The sequence below is a fragment of the Flavobacterium sp. SP2 genome, from assembly GCF_057626655.1.
In genome coordinates this window covers 814,314-835,063 of record NZ_JBVHBT010000001.1, presented here as the reverse complement: position 1 = coordinate 835,063, position 20,750 = coordinate 814,314, and the positions used below count along the sequence as shown (strand labels likewise).

Genomic DNA, 20,750 nt, shown 5'->3' with positions numbered 1-20,750 from the left:
TCTGCCGACAGGTAGATTTGCGCAAAGATAAACATTTGAAAATTATTTTAAACGCTTCAAAATATCTTTCACTGCAAAACAATAACCTGGAGTTTGATTACTAAAATCTCGAGTTAGTAAAGCTTTTAATTCAGCATTTACCCAATTGTGTTTTTTTCCAAGATTGTATAAAGTTCTCATGGCATAGGCAGCATTTGCAGCTTTATCCGATTCAATTAACCAATCCAAACAGGTTTCAATGATTTTTTCTTCTTGATTTTCGGTCAAAGAATACTTCTTGGCATTGGATAAAAACAAACAAATCTTTGAAATCGAACGGATAGCAGAATCGGATTTAAAGAGGTGTAACGCTTCACAAAATTCATCTAAATGAGGTAAAAACAACTCCATTTTTTCCTCACAAATCAATTCTAAAATCCAACAGGCTTTGTGATGGTTTTTATCCTTAGTATTGAATGCAATTTCCAATAAATACGTTAAACATTCAGGATTGTTAAAGATGAAATTTTTATTGTTATCTCTACTTTTCCTATGTGCTGTACTGTTAGCTATCTGATTGTAAAAATTTGCATTCATTTGGTAAATATATCAAATTTGCAAAAAAGTCTAAATACTTGCGACGTAATAGTTTTTACTTCTTTAAATTTGCACCTTATCCTAAACCGAAAAATAATGATACATCTTCACGACAAAACTTTCGAGCCATTTATTTCCTATAAAGAAATAAAATTTGCTATTAAAAATATGGCAAAACAAATGGACGATGATTTCTTTGATGAAGTACCAGTTTTTATCGGAGTTTTAAATGGATCTTTCATGGTAATGGGCGATTTGATGAAACAATATCGTGGCATGTGCGAAGTAAGTTTTGTAAAAATGGCTTCGTATGAAGGAACACAATCTACAAACGATGTAAAGCAACTTATCGGAATTAACGAAAATCTGGAAGGAAGAACAGTTGTAATAGTCGAAGATATCGTTGATACAGGAAATACAATTGAGGAATTAAAAGCGATTTTTAAAGAAAAAGGAGTGAAGCATTTAAAAATTGCAACCTTATTCTTTAAACCAGAAGCATACAAAAAAGACATCAAAATTGATTACATAGGAATTAGAATTCCAAATAAATTCATTGTTGGTTATGGTTTAGACTACGATGGTTTAGGAAGAAATTTACAAGACGTTTATCAATTAGCAGAGCAGTCATAAAGTCGAAAGTCATAAAGTCGAAAGTCATAAAGTCATAAAGTCGAAAGTTGAAAGTCATAAAGTCGAAAGTCATAAAGTCGACCACATTAAAAATCAGATTTAGGCAATACATCAATCTAACTATCTAATAATCCAATAATCTAACTATCTAATAATCCAATAATCTAACTATCTAATAATCCAATAATCTAACTATCTAATAATCCAATAATCTAACTATCTAATAATCTAACTATCCAATAATCCAATAATCTAGCTATCTAATAATCCAACACTCTAGCTATCCAACAATCTAACTATCTAATAATCCAACAATCTAACAATCTAATTAAAATGATTAACATCGTTCTTTTCGGAAAACCTGGCGCAGGTAAAGGCACACAAGCTGAATTTTTAAAAGAAAAATACAATTTAACACATCTTTCAACCGGAGATATTTTTAGATTTAACATTAAAAACGACACCGAATTGGGTCGATTAGCTAAAACGTTCATGGACAAAGGCGATTTGGTTCCAGACGAAGTTACCATTCAAATGTTACAAAGTGAAGTGGATAAAAACCCACATTCGGCAGGATTTTTATTTGATGGTTTCCCAAGAACATTGGCTCAGGCAGAAGCTTTAGACAAGTTTTTAGAATCAAAAGATCAAAGTATTACGGCAACTGTTGCGCTGGAAGCAGACGATAATATCTTGGTAGCACGTCTTCTAGAAAGAGGAAAAACGTCAGGAAGGCCAGACGATCAAGACGAAGAAAAAATTAGAAATCGTTACGACGAATACAACCAAAAAACTGCGCCGTTAATGAATTATTATGAAGCTCAAGGTAAATTTCATGCTGTAAATGGTATCGGAACAATTTTAGAAGTTAACGAACGATTGAACGAAATTTTCGATAAATTATAGACTTAAAATTTGCATCGAATATATATTTCGAGCATTCAATTTTTTTTCAGATATTTGCAAACAGAAAAGGAGCTATTTCCGATAAGATGGATTTATGCTCTTTTTTTGTAATTTTAAACTATGGAAATTTTAATAATTCTTTTTTTAATCATTTTAAACGGTGTTTTTTCAATGTCGGAGATTGCTCTGATTTCTGCCCGAAAAAACCGATTAGAGACAGCCGCAAAAAAAGGAAACAAAAATGCTAAAGCAGCATTAGATTTAGCCAACTCACCCAACGAATTTTTATCGACAGTTCAAATCGGAATTACCTTAATCGGAATTCTTACCGGTATTTATTCAGGAGATAAAATCACAACCGATGTAAAATTATTTGTAGAAAGTTTTGCAACTCTAAAACCTTATGCCGACAGTATCGCAGTTGGAATAGTGGTGGTAACGCTTACTTTTTTCTCTTTAGTTTTAGGTGAATTATTACCGAAAAGAATTGGTTTAAATTATCCCGAAGGAATTGCGAAAGCCGTAGCATTGCCTATGAAAGTGGTTTCTAAAGTTACCATGCCATTCATTTGGTTACTCACAACGTCTACCGAATTTTTGCTTAAAGTGTTGCAAATAAAACCAACTGCCGATGGTAAAGTAACCGAAGAAGAAATTAAAGCAATTATTAAAGAAGGAACCGAAGGTGGTGAAATTCAAGAAATTGAACACGATATTGTAGAACGCGTTTTTCACATTGGCGACAGAAAAGTAAATTCGTTAATGACACACAGAAACTCTATTGTTTACTTGTCCTACGAAGATTCATATCAAGAAATTAAAGATAAAGTAATTAACGAGTTGCACTCCTTTTACCCAGTTTGTGGCGATAATTTAGACGATGTTGAAGGAATTGTTCTTTTAAAAGATTTGTTCGTTAGTTTCGAAAAAGGCGATTTCGATTTAAAGAAAATCACCAAAGAACCGGTATATTTTATTGAACATACATCAGCGTATAAAGCGCTTGAAAACTTTAAATTGTCCAAAGTGCATTACGCTTTAGTGACTGATGAACACGGAGTTTTTCAAGGAATAATTACACTAAACGACATCCTAGAAGCCTTGGTTGGTGATGCAGCCGATTTCTACGAAGACGAATTCAAAATCATAGCTCGTGAAGACGGAAGCTGGTTGGTTGACGGACATTATTCGCTACACGATTTCCTAACCTATTTTGATATGGACGATTTAATAGGTGATTACGAAGTAACAACCGTAAGCGGATTAATCGTAACCGAATTGGGAATTATTCCAAAGCAAGGACAAAAATTAATCTGGAATAAACTAGAATTTGAAGTAATAGACATGGATGGCGTCAAGATTGACAAAGTTTTAGTCTCAAATATTAAAAATTTATAGGAGCAAATGGCTCGGGCATTTTAGCAGTCCATTTTCCTGCTGCCTTTCCAAAGCTCGCAAAAAAAATGCGAGGCTTTTCCCTAACATCAGGGCTAAGCTATTTTTCATAAGAATAAAATACCAAGATTTAGAACACGATTTTTCAAAAAATCTAATATCTAAAATCTTAAATCTAAAATTAAAATGACAGAGGGAAATTTTGTAGACTACGTAAAAATATATGTTACTTCCGGAAAAGGAGGTAAAGGTTCTACGCATTTACACCGCGAGAAATTCATAGAAAAAGGTGGTCCAGATGGTGGTGATGGTGGTCGTGGCGGACACGTTTACATAAGAGGAAACAAGAGTCTTTGGACACTTTTCCATTTAAAATTTGTAAAACACATGCGTGGTGGTCATGGTGGCGATGGCGGAAGCTCTCGAAGTACAGGTCACGATGGAGAAGATAAAATTGTAGAAGTACCTTTGGGAACTGTTGTTAAAGATATAGAAACAGGAGAAATTCTTTTCGAAATTACCGAACACGGCGAGCAAAAAATTCTAGCACAAGGAGGAAAAGGCGGATTAGGAAACTGGCATTTTAGAAGTTCAACCAATCAAACGCCACGGTATTCGCAACCCGGAATGCCATCTACAGAAATTGATGTCATCTTAGAGTTGAAGGTTTTGGCAGACGTAGGTTTGGTAGGTTTTCCAAATGCTGGAAAATCAACGTTACTTTCGGTATTAACCTCGGCGAAACCAAAAATTGCAGATTATGCGTTTACAACCTTAAAACCCAATTTAGGAATTGTTGCGTATCGCGAATTTCAATCGTTTGTAATAGCAGATATTCCTGGGATTATCGAAGGCGCAGCAGAAGGAAAAGGATTAGGGCATTATTTCTTACGTCACATCGAACGAAATTCAACGTTACTTTTTCTAGTTCCAGCAGATGCCAAAGACATCAAAAAAGAATATGAAATTTTGCTTGATGAACTACGTCGTTACAATCCAGAAATGTTGGATAAAGACCGTTTATTGGTAATCTCAAAATGCGATATGCTGGACGATGAACTCAAAGCGGAGTTGAACGTTCAATTAAAAAAAGAAATTAAGGGCGTTCCTTTTATGTTTATTTCTTCTGTAGCCCAACAAGGATTGACAGAATTGAAAGACAAACTTTGGGAAATGCTGAATGTAGAAACCGATAAGCCAGAAAACAGCCACGGTTTATAAACTTCTTTAAATAAATATAAATTGCCTCGATTTTTCGGGGCTTTTTTTATGGGTATAATTATCAAATTCCAAATTTTAAGTTAAAATAGGCTACAACGTTTTAGTTTTTCGCAATATAATTTTTAAAAATTTGTTAAATGAATTATATTCGCACCACTAAAATTAACTCAAAATATTATGAAGAAACTTGTTTTATCCATAATCGCAGCCTTTTTACTTGTTCCGACAAGTGTAAAAGCAGACGAAGGAATGTGGTTTTTAATGTTCATTGAACGTTTGAACCACCGAGATATGCAAAAATTAGGCTTGCAATTAACAGCCGAAGAAATTTACAGCATCAACAACCACAGTTTAAAAGATGCGATTGTACAATTTAATGGTGGTTGTACAGCAGAAATTATCTCTAAAGATGGTTTGGTTTTAACCAATCACCACTGCGGTTATGATGCGATTGCTGAATTATCATCTGCCGAAAAAAATTACTTAAAAGACGGTTATTGGGCAGCAGATAGAAAATCTGAAATGAAACCATCAAGCTTATACGTTCGTTTCTTTGTTCGTATGGACGATTGTTCTAAGAGAATCTTGGCCGTTGTAAATCCGTCAATGACTGAAGCAGAAAGAGAAAAAGCAATCAATCAAGAAATTGCTAAAATTGAAAAAGAAAACAACGAAGGTGGAAAATATACGGTTTCTGTTCGTCCGTTTTTTCAAGGAAATGAATACTACTATTTTGTTTACCAAGATTACAAAGACGTTCGTTTAGTTGGAACGCCGCCAGAAAGTTTAGGGAAATTTGGTGGTGATACCGACAACTGGGAATGGCCACGTCATACTGCCGATTTCTCTATGTTTAGAGTTTATGCAGATAAAAACGGAAATCCAGCTGATTACTCTGCTGATAATGTGCCGTTGCAACCAAAGCATTACTTGCCAGTAAACATCAATGGTGTTAAAGAAAACGATTTTGCGATGATCTTAGGTTACCCAGGAAGAACCAACCGTTGGATGCCAGCTGCTGGAATTGAGCAAAACGTTAAGTTTGCTTATCCTGCTTGGGTTGAAGGTGCTAAAACTGGAATGGACAACATGAAAAAATATATGGATCAAAGCGATGCACTTCGTTTGATTTATGCTTCTAAATTTGCTTCAACAGCGAATTATTGGAAAAACCGTCAAGGAATGATTGATGCTTTGACTAAATTTGGTACAGCCAAATCGAAAGCTGCGCAAGAAACAAAGTTCAATACTTGGGCTAACAAGCCAGAGAATAAAGCGAAATACGGAAATGTAGTTGCTACAATCAACAATTTCTATGCATTAACGAACGAAAAATCACGTCACGATAACTACTTGCAACAACTTTTCCGTACTACGTCTTTCGGAACTATCGGAAGATCGTTAGGAAAACAATTGGAAAATTATGTGAAAGCAGATGCTACAAAACGTGCAACAATGGCGCCACAAATTACAGAAATGGCGACTGAAATGTTTAAAGAATTACATGTTCCAGCTGAAAAAGATTTACTTGCTGCGCAATTAAAAGTGTATGCAACGAAATCTACAGGTTACGCAATTGCGCCAATGGTTAAGAAAGTTGGTGAGGCTAACAATAACGATTTTACAAAATATGTAAACGATGCAATTGATAGCAGCATTTTAACTTCAGTTGAAAAAATCAATGCATTTTTGCAAGCACCAAGTCAAGAAGCTTTAAACAATGACACTTTGTATACTTTATCGAATGATATGGTAGCTCATTTTTCAGCACGATCTGAAGAAATTACTAAAGCTCAAAACGATTACGGCGCAGCTTTCCGTTTATTGGTAGAAGGTTTAAGAGAATCTAAAATTGGAACTATTAAATATCCAGATGCGAATTCAACATTGCGTTTAACTTACGGAAAGGTTCGTTCGTTGCCAGCAGACAAGCGTAACGATGCTACAATTAACAACTACACCACATTTGATGGTATAGTTAAAAAATACAAAAAAGGAGATCAAGAATTTGATTTACCAGTGCGTTTGTTAGAAATGAACAAAAACAAAGAATTCGGTCGTTTCCTTGACAAAGACGGTTCAATGCACGTAAATTTCCTTACGGATAATGATATTACAGGAGGAAATTCAGGTTCGCCAGTATTGAACGGAAAAGGAGAATTAATCGGTTTAGCTTTCGACGGAAACATCGAAGCAATGGCAGGAGACGTAATCTTTGACAGTAAATTACAAAGAACCATCAACGTTGACATTCGTTATGTACTTTGGGTAATCGAGAACTTCTCAGGAGCCAAGCACATTGTTGACGAAATGACTTTGATTAAAAAATAATACAAAACTGAACTTGTTTCAGTTTCTCGTGAAGTTTAAGGAGTACATCTTTAAGAACTCAACTTGATTTGTCATTGTGACAAAGGAAGAATCTATCCGACTCGTTACTGAGTCGGATTTTTTTTTAAAACTGAACTTGTTTCAGATTCTCTTGAACTTTAGGTTGCAGTGTTTCAGATTCTCATTTAATCAAAGTTCCTTGAAGCACAATGGCTTGGGAACTATCAATCAGTGCAATCTTGCCTGTCGGCAGGCAGGTTGTTGCTTTCCTACTGTAAATCCCAATAAAAATTGGTATAGTATTTCTTGTAATCAAGGCTAAAGATTTTTTTTTTATTACTTTCAACAGGAAGAAGAAAAATACTATTCTTAAGAAAATTTCATAAATAATAGTATATTTGAATAGTGCTGGTCAAAATAGCGACTTGCATACTAAATTTAGGTGTATCTGCGCTATAGAGTAGTGGATATCCACGAGTTATAAGCCATACTAAAAAAATAAACCTTAAAATATGAAATATCTATTATTTACTTTTATTACTTTGTCTATTTCCTATGCTCAATCTCCGAAAAGAGTATTGAAGAAACTTGGAGAAAATCCTGTTTTCTTTATTGATAGCGTTAGTGTATTACAAGAAGATTTACAAAAATATGATCCGAATGATATCAGCTCTGTAACTGTCTATAAAGACAAAAAGTCAATTGAGATACTTGGTGAAGATGGAAAAGACGGTGCGGTTTACATAGAAACCAAAAAATTTTGTAGAAATAGATATTGGAAATACTTTGCGTCCAAATCTTCTGAATACAAACAACGAGTTAATGACCCAGAAAATGACAATAATGTTCAATACATTTTAAATGAAAGAGTTTTAACTATTGGATTTGAGGGTGACTTAGCTTCTATTGATGATAAAGTTTTCAAATCAATAAAATTTATAAGTAAAGAAGAACTAATTAAGGAATTTCAGATCGATGATAAAGATTTTGGTTTTCAAATAAAATCAGACACACCAAAAGATTTATATAACGGTAATAAAAAGTTCTAAGTACGGCTTATAGCAATGATTTGCATCAATGACTTGGTTCGGGACTTATCGGGAAACTACTCGCTCAAATTTTTTTCTTTTTTTAAAGCGTTTTTTCTTTCAAAGTTTTCGTTATATTTGTTAGTGTCAGTGTTCAAAAAAGCTACTGAATGCGAGCCAATAGGCGTTATGCACAATTATACAAAACAGAATGGTAATAGAAAGCCTCGGAATAAAAACTGATCAATTTTACCTTCCTCCTTTTGAATTAAAAGAAGGAGAAATAATCCTAATTAAATTAGCTAATGACAATTTAGTAAGTGAAATCGAAAACAGTTTGAAAGAATTGTTTAGTGGTAAAAAAAATAATTCAAAAATAATATTATTCAAAAAAATACTGGTAGTTGAAAATATTATTGAATCATTCTTTCAATATCATTTTTTTCCATTAACTGTTGGAAATTATATAAAGTTAAATGCAAACTCAAAAAGCTCAATTCCGCAACGGATTTATGAAATTGAATGGATTAATAGCAAAACAAAATTGAGAAAGCTTCCTGGAAATCTTAGAAAGTTATTGAGTTTATACACCACGTTATCAAAAAACAACAATATCATTTTTGACATGTTCGGACAAGATCAGCAAGGCAGAAGAGAAACATTTAATATTGTAAAAAAGAATATCGAAAAAAGTGGGTGCGCAATTTTAATCGATTGTTTTGATAGCTTAGAAAATGAATGTGCTAAATGTATTGAAGTAGCATATTAAAATAACTGTGCATAACAGCCGTTTTAAGAAATTGGGGTTTAGGAATTAATTTAATGTTTGTTTTGTACTTTAGATTTTTGGTGATTAATCGAAAGTTTCAGGCTTACAAATCCCCAAATTCTTAAAACCTATAAACGCTAACTGTAATGATGCTTGACAGAAAGACGAAACAAAAACAATGAAAGAAAATTTAGAATTACCAATAACTTTACGAGCTCCAAATTTTGACGAAGTTCCCGCAAATTCGGGAGTGTCTGAAAGACTTGAAAAAAGAAAAACTGCAAACATTGTTGAAGGCTATATTGTACATCAAAAAGACAACAATCCAGATCATACAGATTTAGGATTCAACTTTTATTCAGAAATAAATATCAATAATTCTAATCTTTGGAACTTGATAGTAGCACTTTCAAATGAAATGCCGGAAACAATAGCAGTACTATTTGGTCACGAAGGCTCAGAACTAAATTATGGTGAATATTCAAACAAAGAGAAAACTTTGAGTTTTTTAAGTAAATATAATAAAGAGATTGTCGCAGATACTTTTATTGAAATTGGATTGATATTTCACTCAGAAAATGAGCTAATTGAAATCTTTATTACTGAATCTAAATACGTAAAGTTTTGGGGAATTAACGAAGAATCATTTATCCAAATCATGAATGACTTTAATCTAAAACAAATAGACACTATTGAGTTTGTTGATGAATATCCAAAAGTTAGAGAAGCCTTAAGATTGTTTGACCAAACAGCAATCGAGACTAGTGATTTAATTAAAATATTTGAAACAAAGTTTATGTAATAACTACAGTTAACAATGGTTTGCATCAATGCTTTGGTTCGGGACTTATCCGGAAACTAATCGGTCAAATTCTTTTCTTTTTATCTAGGTTTTTTGTTTAAAAGTTTTCGGTATATTTGTTAGCGTCAGTGTTCAAAAAAGCTACTGAATGCAATCCAAGGGACGTTACCTGCAAGCGCAACGCAGACTCGGAGAATTCAAGAAACTAGCGCACAACATATATGAAAAATTACTTTTTAATATTAATCTTTTTACTAACTGGAAATCTGATTGCCCAGAAAATTAAAACCGAGGATTTACGCTTAGTAACAGAAAAATCAATTTATTTCGAGAATAATACCGCCAAAATGAAAGTCCGATTGTGGAATAAATCAAAAGAAACTTTGAATTATTTATGTATGAGTTGTTCTTGGCAAGAATTCTATAGGACGAGTAATGAAAATGTGACAATTAGAGTAAAAGAATGTGATAAAAATATTCCTCAAATTTTGACATTGAAGCCTGGCGAAAGTCAGACAGTTGAAATATATGTGGTAAGATCGAAAGGAACAAAAGATGATTTTAAAATAGGAATGTCAATAATTCAAACAAAAGAATTGAAAATGCCGAGTGCAGATTATATTTCAACAGAAGGAAAAGTTGTTTGGTCTAGTAGTATTTATCCCAAAAACTAAAGCGCCAGCAGGTAACAGCCGTTTCTCGCAATTGCAAATTTGTGGTAAGTTCACGTTTGCGTTTCGCAAGAATTTTTATCTTTAACGGAAAATAATCGGTTCCGAACTTCGCAACCTGGTCAAGCGCCGGAATATTAGCAGTAATTTTGCCGAAAAACGAGAGAACTAAACTATTTAGAAATAAATTATGGAAAAACTAAATTGTCTGTTTTATGGACTTTTTCTAATTATTACAATGAATAGTTGTTCAAAAAAGAAAGAAGTCAAAAATGTTTATAATGAAACAGCAAACGAAATAATTTTCCAAGTACTAAAAGAAAATAATTGTAATTGTTTACTAGAAATTACAAACAAGTCTTTAATCGAAAACAGTGAAGGAGAAAATCCAAGTTTTGATATTCGTAATTTCTTGAAAAATGAGTTAAAAATTGAAAATGATCAAGAACTAATTAAATTAATCAATCTTTCTAAAAAATTTTCTTTAAATGTTGAAATGCTAAAAAAAAGCAACATTAAAATATTAAAAATTAAAGACATTCCAAAGTTTGGAGAAAGAGATGAAAATGGAAAAGTTGAAAAAATATTAAAGATGTGTCCAAAAGGTATAATTAATTTTAATAAACCAGTTTTTGACAAAACGTATCAAAAAGCAATTCTCGATTATAGTTTAGTATTTACTTGTACAAAAACTTATCCGCTTCCGATTTATGAAAATAGAAATGGAAAATGGAGCCGAATTGGAAAATAAAAAAACTACTGCCAACACCCTCTTCTCTCGCAATCGAGAATTTTGTGGTAAGTTCACGTTTGCGTTTCGCAAGAATTTTTATCTTTAACGGAAAATGATTGGTTCCATATATCGCAACGGACGAGAAGCGAGCGAACATTACTGGCAAGCTCACAAAATTCTGCTAAAAATGACAAAAGAAAAATTTACCGAAAACTTCAAGCTGTTATTAATTCATCTTCGAGAAGTAACTGAAAAATTATGCATTAATGAAATTTCGGAAAATTACATATTTATTTTAGAACCAAGTGAAAGAAATGGCAGCGAACATCTAAGCGAGGAAGAAAATGAATATCTAAAAACATGGAATGAATTAGAAGATAATGAACTATCTTTTGAAAGAGTCATTGAGTTGCTTTATAAAAATGGAAAAACTCCGAAATGGGCAGACTGCAGTATTTATTTATCAACTTCAGACAAAACAGTTGTGAAAATTTATTTCAGTCGACAGTTTAAGCATGATGAAGAAATTTATTATTTAGATAGAGGAACTGGTCCGTTCAAAGCTGTAGTGGAAACTAAGTTTGGGGAAAATCAAAGTGGAAAATTTGACGTGAATTGGAAAGCTACACTAGACATCAAGAAAACCGAAAATGTTTTCTCAAAATTAAAACAATTGTGGTCAAAGTAAAGCTTGCCGCTAATAGCCGTTTCTCGCAATTGAGAATTTTGTCGTAAGTTCACGTTTGCGTTTCGCAAGAATTTTTATCTTTAACAGAAAATGATTGGTTCCTAACATCGCAACTGACGAGAAGTGAGCGAACGTTATGCGTAATATAAAAACAGACGAAACGTAATGACAAACACAGAACTGTTTATAAAGAATATTGAAGGCTTTGGACACTCTCTTTCAGATTTTGATTTTTCAGAAGGTGCTTCAGACGAACAAATTGATGAAGTTGAAAAGTTGATTAAACGGACACTTCCTGACGATTTCACATTGTTTCTTAAAAATATAAATGGGCAACACTCAGATAAATTATATCTTCTTCCTGACGAAGCATTGCTTTTTTCTTGTGAAGAGATAATTACTGAATACAAAGGACTGGCTGACTATTTTGAAGACTCTATTGAGTTTTATAACAAATATCAATATAATGATAAGATAAGGGGCACTGTTTGGAGTGAATCCAGAGTTCCCATTGCTGGAAGAGATGGTTATTATTTGTTCCTTGACTTTGATCCCGGACCAAACGGGACAATAGGTCAAGTACTATTTTTAATCAATGAGTGCGACTTTGTTGTGTTGGCTGCCAGTTTTAAGGATTTTCTAAACTCGTATAATGAACATATAAAAAACAAAACTCTTCAAATACGGGAAATATCAAACGGACATGACAGTAAGTATAGGTTGACAAATGACTCAGATTATCTTAATGGACAAGAATTCGCCAAACTATTCGGACAATGAAAACCACGCATAACATCATTTTTGCAATAGTCGGGGTTTCGTGCTCCGTAGATAGTTTTGTAGTTGCCGAAAGTTCAGTTCTTCGAATGAACATTTGTGCAGAAAAGCCCGCCCATCGAAAATCTGCAAAACGTTAGCGAAGATTTTCAAACCCTCATATAAATCTAAATTATGCGAATACTTAACGTCTTACTTTTTATTTCATTTTTCAATATTAGTTACTGCCAAAAAAATGTAAGTAATAGTTTTTCTTTGAAAACAGCGGAGCAGATAAATGATATGGAAAATGATTTAAAAACTGTAGTTGCGCATGTTGAAGTCTTGGAAACTTGTTCAACAAATCCAGATTGGTGTGGAAATATACCCTTTGCCTCAACAAGTTTAGTCAAAATATTAGATGGTAAATATCAGAATCAAATGCTTCATATCTCAGAACTTTGTCGCGCAACAAGCTATGAATTAAAAAGAACTTACATTTTAAAAATAGAAACTTCTCCAAAATTTGGAGTTGCAATCTGTAATGATGAAGTTTATTATGTAGATGGATATGGTTACATTAAAGAAAAAGATTTCCAATGCTTTTCGGCAAGTTGGAATGAGGAAACCTCCACTAACACCCATCTCTCTCAATTGCAAATTTTCCCTAGTTACAAATATTTCTCATAAAAAAATGGCTAACAACTCCACAACACGTTCATTCTTACAACGCCCTAAAAACGCTACCAATCCACCTAAAAAATACCCGCACTATACTAAAATCTCTTTTATGTAGTATTACGCAAAATCTCCCAACTTTGCGGAATTTTTCATGGTATAAGATTAAATAAGTTTAGCAAAGTTTTCATTCCAGTCAGTTATGAAGTTACAAACATTTTTCTGTCCGCACAATAAGTAGACATTTGCAGCGCTTTGCACATGCTGAAGTAGAAGCGGAGCCGGGCATATTATAAATCAGATATCCCTTTAAAAAAAAGTTGTGTTGATGAAAATCCCAACTTATAGGATCGGGCATATTTGTTTCTAATACTGTGGACAAAATGTTCAAGCCTTGTGGACAAAATGTTCAAGCCTTATGGACAAAATGTTCAAGCCTTGTGGACAAAATGTTCAAGCCTTGTGGACAAAATGTTCAAGCCTTATGGACAAAATGTTCAAGCCTTGTGGACAAAATGTTCAAGCCTTGTGGACAAAATGTTCAAGCCTTATAGACAAAATGTTCAAGCCTTATAAACAAAATGTTCAAGCCTTGTGGACAAAATGTTCAAGCCTTGTGGACAAAATGTTCAAGCCTTATGGACAAAATGTTCACGTACTTAGAAAACAAACTGTCGAGGCTACGTTGAGAAAATGTTGACGCCTTGACGAGAAAATGTTGAAGTCCGCTCCGCGACCGATTGGTTCTTGCAACGTACTGAAAGCTCCACCAATCCAGCTCTGACTAGTGTTCCTCACGGCGCTAAAATTTTTTGTGTATGGGCTCGCCATGTATCCCGACCTTGCAGAATTATTGACTAGGTAAGATTAAAGAAGTTTAACTGCATTTCTATCACATTTAGTTGAAGTTACAAACATTCTACTATCGCAAAGGCAGCAGATAGGGTAGACCTAAACACGTTCTCAGTGGATTTTACTCACCAACTTTCACCTTGCTAGAAACAGAATGAGCCGTAAATTCAGGTGCATACATACTTTGCAACGTAGCAATGCCGTTATTAAAAGTACCTAAATTGGTAACCCGAACATCATATTCTAGAACATAGGTCCCTTTGTTTACAGTATCAAAAAAGAAGTGAGTTGCCACATCTTTAGTACTCATATAATAATTTAAAGTCGACCATTTGTAACCAGAAAATACATCTATTGGTTCAAAACAAGATGCTCGTAAATCTTTTAAATGTACAAATTCTAAGTCGGTATCTGTTTTTAGTATAAGTCGAATAGTTATCAAATCGCCTAATTTTAGTTTTTCATCAGTTAAAGAAACCAACTTATTTCCTTCGTTTGTTTTAACCTTTTTATACAACTCTTTTGTAATCAATAAGCCCGATTTGGAGCTGCTTTTTACATTTTCCAACTCTTCAAAGTACTGCCAGTAAACGCCACCATATCCAGGAATTTCCGAGTTGTTAGTAATTTTTACACTCGCCATTTCTTTAGTGATTTCTTCAGCCTTCCAATTCATTTTGATGTATCCAGTGCTTGCTTCTTTGTCTTTTTCAGAAAGTTTTTTAGATAAAATTTTCTCGTTTCCAATTACAAATTTGGTGTTGTCTTTTATAGATGTCCAATCACTTCCTTCGAGTAGTAAGGCATAAATAGCTTCTGTTGTCGATTTTGTCGTAGACCATCTGCTGGACTGTTTGTTTTTGATCAGCCAAACCTTCAATTCGTTTATGGTTTTTGTATCCTTATCAATTTCAGAAAAAGCTTCGATAAGTAGCGCTTGTGTTTCAACTGCCGATTGATACCAATAATAACCGTTAGTGTTTTCTATCCAATACATTCCGCTTTCCGAATTATGTGCAGCAGTTTCTTTCAAACTAGTTAGAATTTTTTTTGCAAATTCATTTTCTTTAAATCGATGCAGTACCAAGGCTAACATACCTTTTTCATATAGCGAATACTGCAACCAATTTTTCTTAACTTCCGTAAGTTGTATTGATACTATAGAATCCAAATTGTGTGCTAGCGGATATTTTTTCAAATAAAAACTTCGTGCATACAAATAGTGTAAATCAATTGGATTGTAATAAAAACTTTTTTTATTCTTGCTGTCGTTTCTTTCTAAAAAACGTGTGTCTAAATTTGGAATTCCTTTTGCAACTATGTTTTCATATTTCGCCTCCGAATTGGGAAACATTTTGATTAAATGACCAATTCCAGAAAGAACGTGCTGACTGATGTAACTGTTCTCTTTTCCACCATCAAACCATGGAAAGCCACCGCTGGGCAATAATTTCTTTTCTAATTTTCTGAACGTTAAATCGGTAGATTCATCTAATGTTTTCAAATCCATTAGTGTTGCAAGTTGTTTATTTCTAAAAGTTTCATCAGCATCTAAAAGCCAAGGCGTTTCTGCCATAAGAACAGATTTCAGCTCTTCGTTCATTTCCAACTTCGACTTGACACCTTGCTTTTTCCATTTTTCAAATACTTCGGCAACTTTAGGATTACTAGTAATTATTTCTTTAGCAATACAATTCGCATAATATCTCGCAAAGGTTTGTTCAGAACATTCGTGTTCGTATTCCATTAAATACGGCAACGATTGTAGGGCAATCCAAACCGGATTGGATGTATACTCTAAAGTAAATAGATGATTTTTTACTGTGCTCGATGCATTTTTCAAGTTTTCAAAAACCACTTCTTTTTTAGTTTTTTCTCGAACCCAAAGCGGAATACTTTCGGTTATTAGTATTTTGTTGGTTAACACAGGCAAAATATTTTCTTCACCATCGGTAAAATTCCCACTTTTGGCTATAATTTTATATTGTAAACCTTGAATTCCTTCGGGAATCGTAATTGTCCAGCTTACTGGAACGCTTTCTTTTGGCTTACAAAGAAAGTTTTTGGTGTTGTTGGTATTCAATACAATTGCATCGATAGATTTCATCGTACTGGCATCAAACAAATATAAAACAGCTGTACCCGATTTTCCTTCGGTAGTCATATTGACCACTTTGGCACTAATTGTAATGGTATCTTTTTCTCTTACAAATCGTGGCATGTTTGGCATAATCATGACGTCTTTTTGCGAAACAATTTCCGATTGGAAATAACCAACTTCTGCTTTTTTATTATGAGCAAACAAGCGCAACTTCCATTTAGTTAATGATTCTGGAGTAGTAAAACTAAACACAATTTTTCCATCTTGATCTGTTTTTATATTGGGATAAAAGAAAGCAGTTTCATTAAAATTAGTTCTAGTTTTTACGTTCTTAATTTCTTGTAGCAACTTTTTGGTAGTAATAATTAGTACACCATTGGCAGCTTGCGTTCCATAAAGAGCTAATCCTTGCGTTGCATCAATTGTGTTGACATCTGTGATTTCGTCTAGCGGAATAGTGGCAAGTTTATTTTCATCACTTATAACGCCATCGATTATGATTAAAGCACTACTACTTCCGTTTAGTGATGAACTTCCTCTAAGTACAATTTTAGAAGTTGGATTTACAGAATTGTTTGTTGTATTTATTTGTAAACCTGAAACCTTTCCAATCAACGCTTGCACTACATTAGGATTTCCTGCTTGTGTTATTTCTTCAACCACTTGCTGTGATGCATAGGTTATTGCGGAATTTTTTTTGCGCATTCCAATGGCGCCAACAATCACCTCGTCTAGGAATGGAGAAGCTTCTTCTAATATAATATTTAATGATTTAAAATCAGTAATTGTAATTACTTCATCTAGATAACCTAACAGTGTAATTTTTAAGGTTTCATTTTTATTTATTAAAATACTAAAATTTCCATCAACATCGGTCGAAGTATTTCTATTTGAATCAACAATTAGTATTGTTGCACCAGGCAATGGACCAGAACTATCAATTACACAACCAGAAATCATTTTAGCATCGGTGGTATCTTCTAAAAAGATTTTCATCTCATTCAAATAATTCGTCTGGTAGTTTTTGCTATAACGTTTATCAAAACTGAATCCAAACCAATTCAGTCTAGGTTTTTGTTTTAGAGGAATTTGGTAACGATTAAATTGGTAAAAGGTATTAATCTTTGCAGTTGTGATCTCGGTATTTTTGTAATCAGGAAAATTTACACGATTAGAATAATTATAAAAATATACATTCTCCCAGTTTTTTATTTTAAACTGGTCTAAAGACATGTCGTACATGCTCGCTAATACTTCTGCTTCCAATTGGTTGTCACGTATTTTAAAAGACCAAGTCTCATTGCTACCGGGTTCAATTTTGTTGCGATACGAGCTGGATTCGATATTTAGAATTCGTTCTAACTCTTCTTTTTCTGAAAATATCTCATGAGTAAACGGCGTGTTATCCCAAACTGTAAAAAAGTGGTGTGTTAATGTTTTTTCGGTTGTGCTATTTTTCTGAACGCTAAGTTTTCCTTTGCCATCAACAAGTTGAACTTTAGAATATTGAATCATTTCGTTGTTACAATAGGTTCTTACAATAATCAATAAATCTTTTATTTTTGATTGTAATTCAAATTCGAAATGGCTCGAGTTACGTTCTTCTTTTTTATAAACGGTGAAGAGTTGTTGATCATAATTGGGGTTCTTTTTAGATAGGGTACTCAAATAATTGTTATGAATTATTTCATTTTTTCTAGAGTCTAGTGCTTTTATTTTAACTTTAAATGTTCCTGGCTCGTAGTTTTGAAGAAAATCCAAATTTACTTCATCTGTTATTTCAGTATCAAAATTTACTATTTTAACAAGAGTATCTTTAGCCTCATAATCGGTTTGATCATAAGGTTCATGAGGAAATAATTTTTCAAATTCTTCTCGGGTTAAGGTATTGATTTCTGGAGCATAAAAAGTTCGTTGTTTAATGTATTTCTTAGTTTTGGTGTATGTAAATTCAATAGTTCCTTTAGAATTTATTGGAAAATTATTCAGCGTTGTACTGATGATTTTAAGTTTGTTATTTTTCTCATCAATATTAATTTCGTGACCATATCTTAAATTGAGCTTTAGTGTTTCTTGGCTTACATACATTTGCTGAGATGTAGTTTTGGTCTCGCCATTAGTATCAGTTATTTTAATAATAGTATTAAAGTAAATACTTTTAATCGAATCATTGGCAATTGTAGGATGTTCGGTTGTAAACTGAATTTTAAAATTGCCATTTTCATCGGTTACCATTTCATTTTGAATGTAGTTTTCATTTTCTGAATACGTGTTGCCCTTCATAGTAATATGTTTGAAAACATCATAGGCTACTGTAGCATTGCTTAGATTGCTTCCTGCAAGGGTTTTTGCATTTCCAGAAATCGTAACAACATCTCCAACAGAATAATTTTCTCGAATTGGATTCATAGTTATTTGAAAAGTTGGTCGCTTGTATTCTTCAACCATAAAAGGGAATTCAATTTTATTGTATTCAACATGATCCCAAAACTGATGTACTTTTTCTTTTGCATCATAATATTGGGTGTCATTTTCATTTGTTTCAGGTTCTGAAATATTGAGTCGTAACGTTCCTGTGAGTACATTTTTGGGCAAATCAAATTCGCCATTTATCGATCCAAATTCATTGGTTTTTAAGGTTGTTTCGAATATAGTTTTCGAAAAATTATCGACAACTTCTACGGCTACAGTTAAGTTGGGTACTACACTTTTTACACCATCTTTTTGTTGAACCATAACCGCTTTGTAAAATACTTTTTGACCTGGTCTGTAAATTGCTCTATCAAAGAAGACCATAGTTTCAGCTTCGTAATCGTCGTATTCATCACGGTCGTTTTCAGTTTCTAAATAGGTTTTGTGGTAAACATCAATTAAGGTGTCGTTGTCTTTTGAGAAAATTATTTTTTCTGAAAAATAGTTTTTAGACGTCTCTTTAGTATATTTTTCTTTTGGGATTTTAATTTTTCCTTCACGGTCACTTTTATAGTTTTTGGAGTCTCGTGTAAGCGTTACGTTGTCAATTGGTACACCAGTTTTCCTGTTTAAAACATAAATCAAATCATTTTCTTTATCCGAATCCACAACCGGAAAAAGTGATGTTACTGTAATTTTTTGATACGTTTTAACTACCGATTTATTCGAATTTAACGCCTCAAAAAACACCAAATAGTTTCCTTCCTCTACAGGTTCTAATAGTATTTCGGTAGTGTGGGAATTCAGGTCATTGGCATTGGGAAGTTTTTTGATCACTGTTTTTAAAATCTGATTTTTAGTCATGAATGATTTCAACAACGTGTCTTCAACATACTGATTGTAAAATTTTTCAAACTCGTGATGAGCTGGGATTTTATAGTATTTAACTACAATAGAATCTACATTTTTATAGGTTACAAATGCCCTAATATTTTCTTTTGGATAATAGGTATTTTTTAAATTGACTACTAAGTTTTTACTTAAAATAGCTATTTTAACAGCACTAGCTTGTGCCATTGCATCCAAATTAACGTTGGTTTTTAAAATGGTATCGGTTAGTGCCAACGCATTTTTATAGAATTTTGCTGCATTGTTTTCGGAAACTGCATACCAATATGAAACTCTATTCGCTTTCAATTGTTGTAGTAATTCTGAATTGCTTGAATTGTTTTCTAGATTTTTAATTGCACTATAATAGGATTGTGAATAACCATTTATTTTTCTTATAAATTCATATCGATATAAAATTTGCTTATTTAATTCCTCTTTTTTATTGTTCGAATAATACGCTTCATTTTGTTTAAATAATTCAACGATTTTTTTCAAATAGTTATCCTGAATTAGTTTGCTCTCGGTTTTGCTGAATTCTTTTGTATTTAAATAAAAAAGTTCGTTAGGGTTTAAATTCGGTAGTTTCCAATTTTTTATTTTATTTTGTAAATAGTCGATGTTGATCTGAAATAGATAATCAAACAAAGTAGTTTTTTTCGAATAGCCGTTGTAGGAGTTGGTAAAAAGCGCTTCGTATTTTTCTAAAGAAACTTTGTGTAGTACATCCGAATTTCTCAACGAATTGCTGTACGCATTATCTATTTCTTTTGTGAAATCTGCATACGTCCAAGTTAAAAAATCGTCACTTTTTTGATTTTTCAAATTGGTTCGTGCATTGATAGAATTTGAATTTATGTTTAAATAGTTTTGAAGTAAATTGGCATAGACACTATTTAACAATGCCTTATTTTCTTGTGAACCAACTGTGATTTTTTTTCTTAAATCCAATAGTATTTTTGACTGTGCATTTTCATTAAATACTTGTTCGAATTTTGACAAATAGAAGAAACATTTTAGTAACTGAGGTTCGTTGTTTTTCTTTTTTGCCTTTTTATATATCTCTAAAACTTCGTTATTTGCCGATGTAGTTTTTCCATCAATCTCAAATTGAATTACTTTTTTCCACTCCGAATCAAAATTTTGAGCTGCTATTTTACTGCAAAAACTAACGAATAGTAAGAATATAATTTTTTTCATAAATTGGAATTTCTATTATAGAGTAGTTTTTGAACTAAAAGGTTGGAAGCAAGTTAATTTTTTTCACAATTTACATTTTTTATTAGCTTTACCAATATTCATTTTATTAT

The 20,750-nt window shown here is 32.8% G+C and carries 14 protein-coding genes and 1 pseudogene; 13 read left to right on the top strand and 2 right to left on the bottom strand.

The genetic code is table 11. The features are described 5' to 3' along the window. Nucleotides 1-42 precede the first annotated feature (42 nt). Nucleotides 43-576 (bottom strand): hypothetical protein, encoded by a 534-nt coding sequence (locus ACZ098_RS04090; RefSeq protein WP_487310453.1) that lies wholly within the window; start codon nucleotides 574-576, stop codon nucleotides 43-45. Between the two features lie 96 nt (nucleotides 577-672). Between ACZ098_RS04090 and hpt the strand changes: the two genes are divergently transcribed. The 13 genes and pseudogenes from hpt to ACZ098_RS04025 all read left to right on the top strand — a co-directional run bounded on the left by hpt (nucleotide 673) and on the right by ACZ098_RS04025 (nucleotide 13,199). Beyond that, on the top strand, nucleotides 673-1,209 hold the full coding sequence (gene hpt, locus ACZ098_RS04085) for a hypoxanthine phosphoribosyltransferase (protein ID WP_487310452.1): 537 nt from the start codon (nucleotides 673-675) through the stop codon (nucleotides 1,207-1,209). A gap of 333 nt (nucleotides 1,210-1,542) precedes the next feature. Beyond that, a pseudogene (locus ACZ098_RS04080) lies at nucleotides 1,543-2,115 on the top strand (adenylate kinase); the annotation flags it as partial. A gap of 171 nt (nucleotides 2,116-2,286) precedes the next feature. Beyond that, entirely contained in the window at nucleotides 2,287-3,513 is a 1,227-nt protein-coding gene (locus ACZ098_RS04075) for a hemolysin family protein (RefSeq protein WP_487310533.1), read from the top strand. A gap of 183 nt (nucleotides 3,514-3,696) precedes the next feature. Further along, the gene (gene obgE / locus ACZ098_RS04070; protein WP_487310451.1) at nucleotides 3,697-4,731 is read left to right on the top strand and encodes a GTPase ObgE; all 1,035 of its coding nucleotides are present in this window, start codon (nucleotides 3,697-3,699) and stop codon (nucleotides 4,729-4,731) included. A gap of 177 nt (nucleotides 4,732-4,908) precedes the next feature. Continuing rightward, on the top strand, nucleotides 4,909-7,062 hold the full coding sequence (locus tag ACZ098_RS04065; RefSeq protein ID WP_487310450.1) for a S46 family peptidase: 2,154 nt from the start codon (nucleotides 4,909-4,911) through the stop codon (nucleotides 7,060-7,062). Between the two features lie 512 nt (nucleotides 7,063-7,574). Continuing rightward, on the top strand, nucleotides 7,575-8,111 hold the full coding sequence (locus tag ACZ098_RS04060) for a hypothetical protein (RefSeq protein ID WP_487310449.1): 537 nt from the start codon (nucleotides 7,575-7,577) through the stop codon (nucleotides 8,109-8,111). 190 nt (nucleotides 8,112-8,301) lie between these two features. Then, nucleotides 8,302-8,859: a hypothetical protein gene (locus ACZ098_RS04055; RefSeq protein ID WP_487310448.1), complete on the top strand. Its 558-nt coding sequence runs from the start codon at nucleotides 8,302-8,304 to the stop codon at nucleotides 8,857-8,859. 178 nt (nucleotides 8,860-9,037) lie between these two features. Beyond that, a complete protein-coding gene (locus tag ACZ098_RS04050; protein WP_487310447.1) occupies nucleotides 9,038-9,661 on the top strand; it encodes a hypothetical protein in 624 nt (207 codons plus the stop codon). A 221-nt stretch (nucleotides 9,662-9,882) separates the two neighbouring features. Next, nucleotides 9,883-10,335 carry a hypothetical protein gene (locus ACZ098_RS04045; protein WP_487310446.1) on the top strand — a complete coding sequence of 151 codons (453 nt, stop codon included), beginning with the start codon at nucleotides 9,883-9,885 and terminating at the stop codon, nucleotides 10,333-10,335. A gap of 187 nt (nucleotides 10,336-10,522) precedes the next feature. Next, a complete protein-coding gene (locus ACZ098_RS04040; RefSeq protein ID WP_487310445.1) occupies nucleotides 10,523-11,083 on the top strand; it encodes a hypothetical protein in 561 nt (186 codons plus the stop codon). Nucleotides 11,084-11,252: 169 nt separating this feature from the next. Further along, nucleotides 11,253-11,753, top strand: a complete 501-nt coding sequence (locus tag ACZ098_RS04035; protein ID WP_487310444.1) for a hypothetical protein — start codon at nucleotides 11,253-11,255, stop codon at nucleotides 11,751-11,753. 165 nt (nucleotides 11,754-11,918) lie between these two features. Continuing rightward, a complete protein-coding gene (locus ACZ098_RS04030; RefSeq protein ID WP_487310443.1) occupies nucleotides 11,919-12,533 on the top strand; it encodes an SMI1/KNR4 family protein in 615 nt (204 codons plus the stop codon). 171 nt (nucleotides 12,534-12,704) lie between these two features. Next, on the top strand, nucleotides 12,705-13,199 hold the full coding sequence (locus ACZ098_RS04025; RefSeq protein ID WP_487310442.1) for a hypothetical protein: 495 nt from the start codon (nucleotides 12,705-12,707) through the stop codon (nucleotides 13,197-13,199). A 961-nt stretch (nucleotides 13,200-14,160) separates the two neighbouring features. On the opposite strand, the gene ACZ098_RS04020 is transcribed toward ACZ098_RS04025, so the two are convergent. After that, a complete protein-coding gene (locus tag ACZ098_RS04020) occupies nucleotides 14,161-20,640 on the bottom strand; it encodes an alpha-2-macroglobulin family protein (protein ID WP_487310441.1) in 6,480 nt (2,159 codons plus the stop codon). Nucleotides 20,641-20,750: the final 110 nt, after the last annotated feature.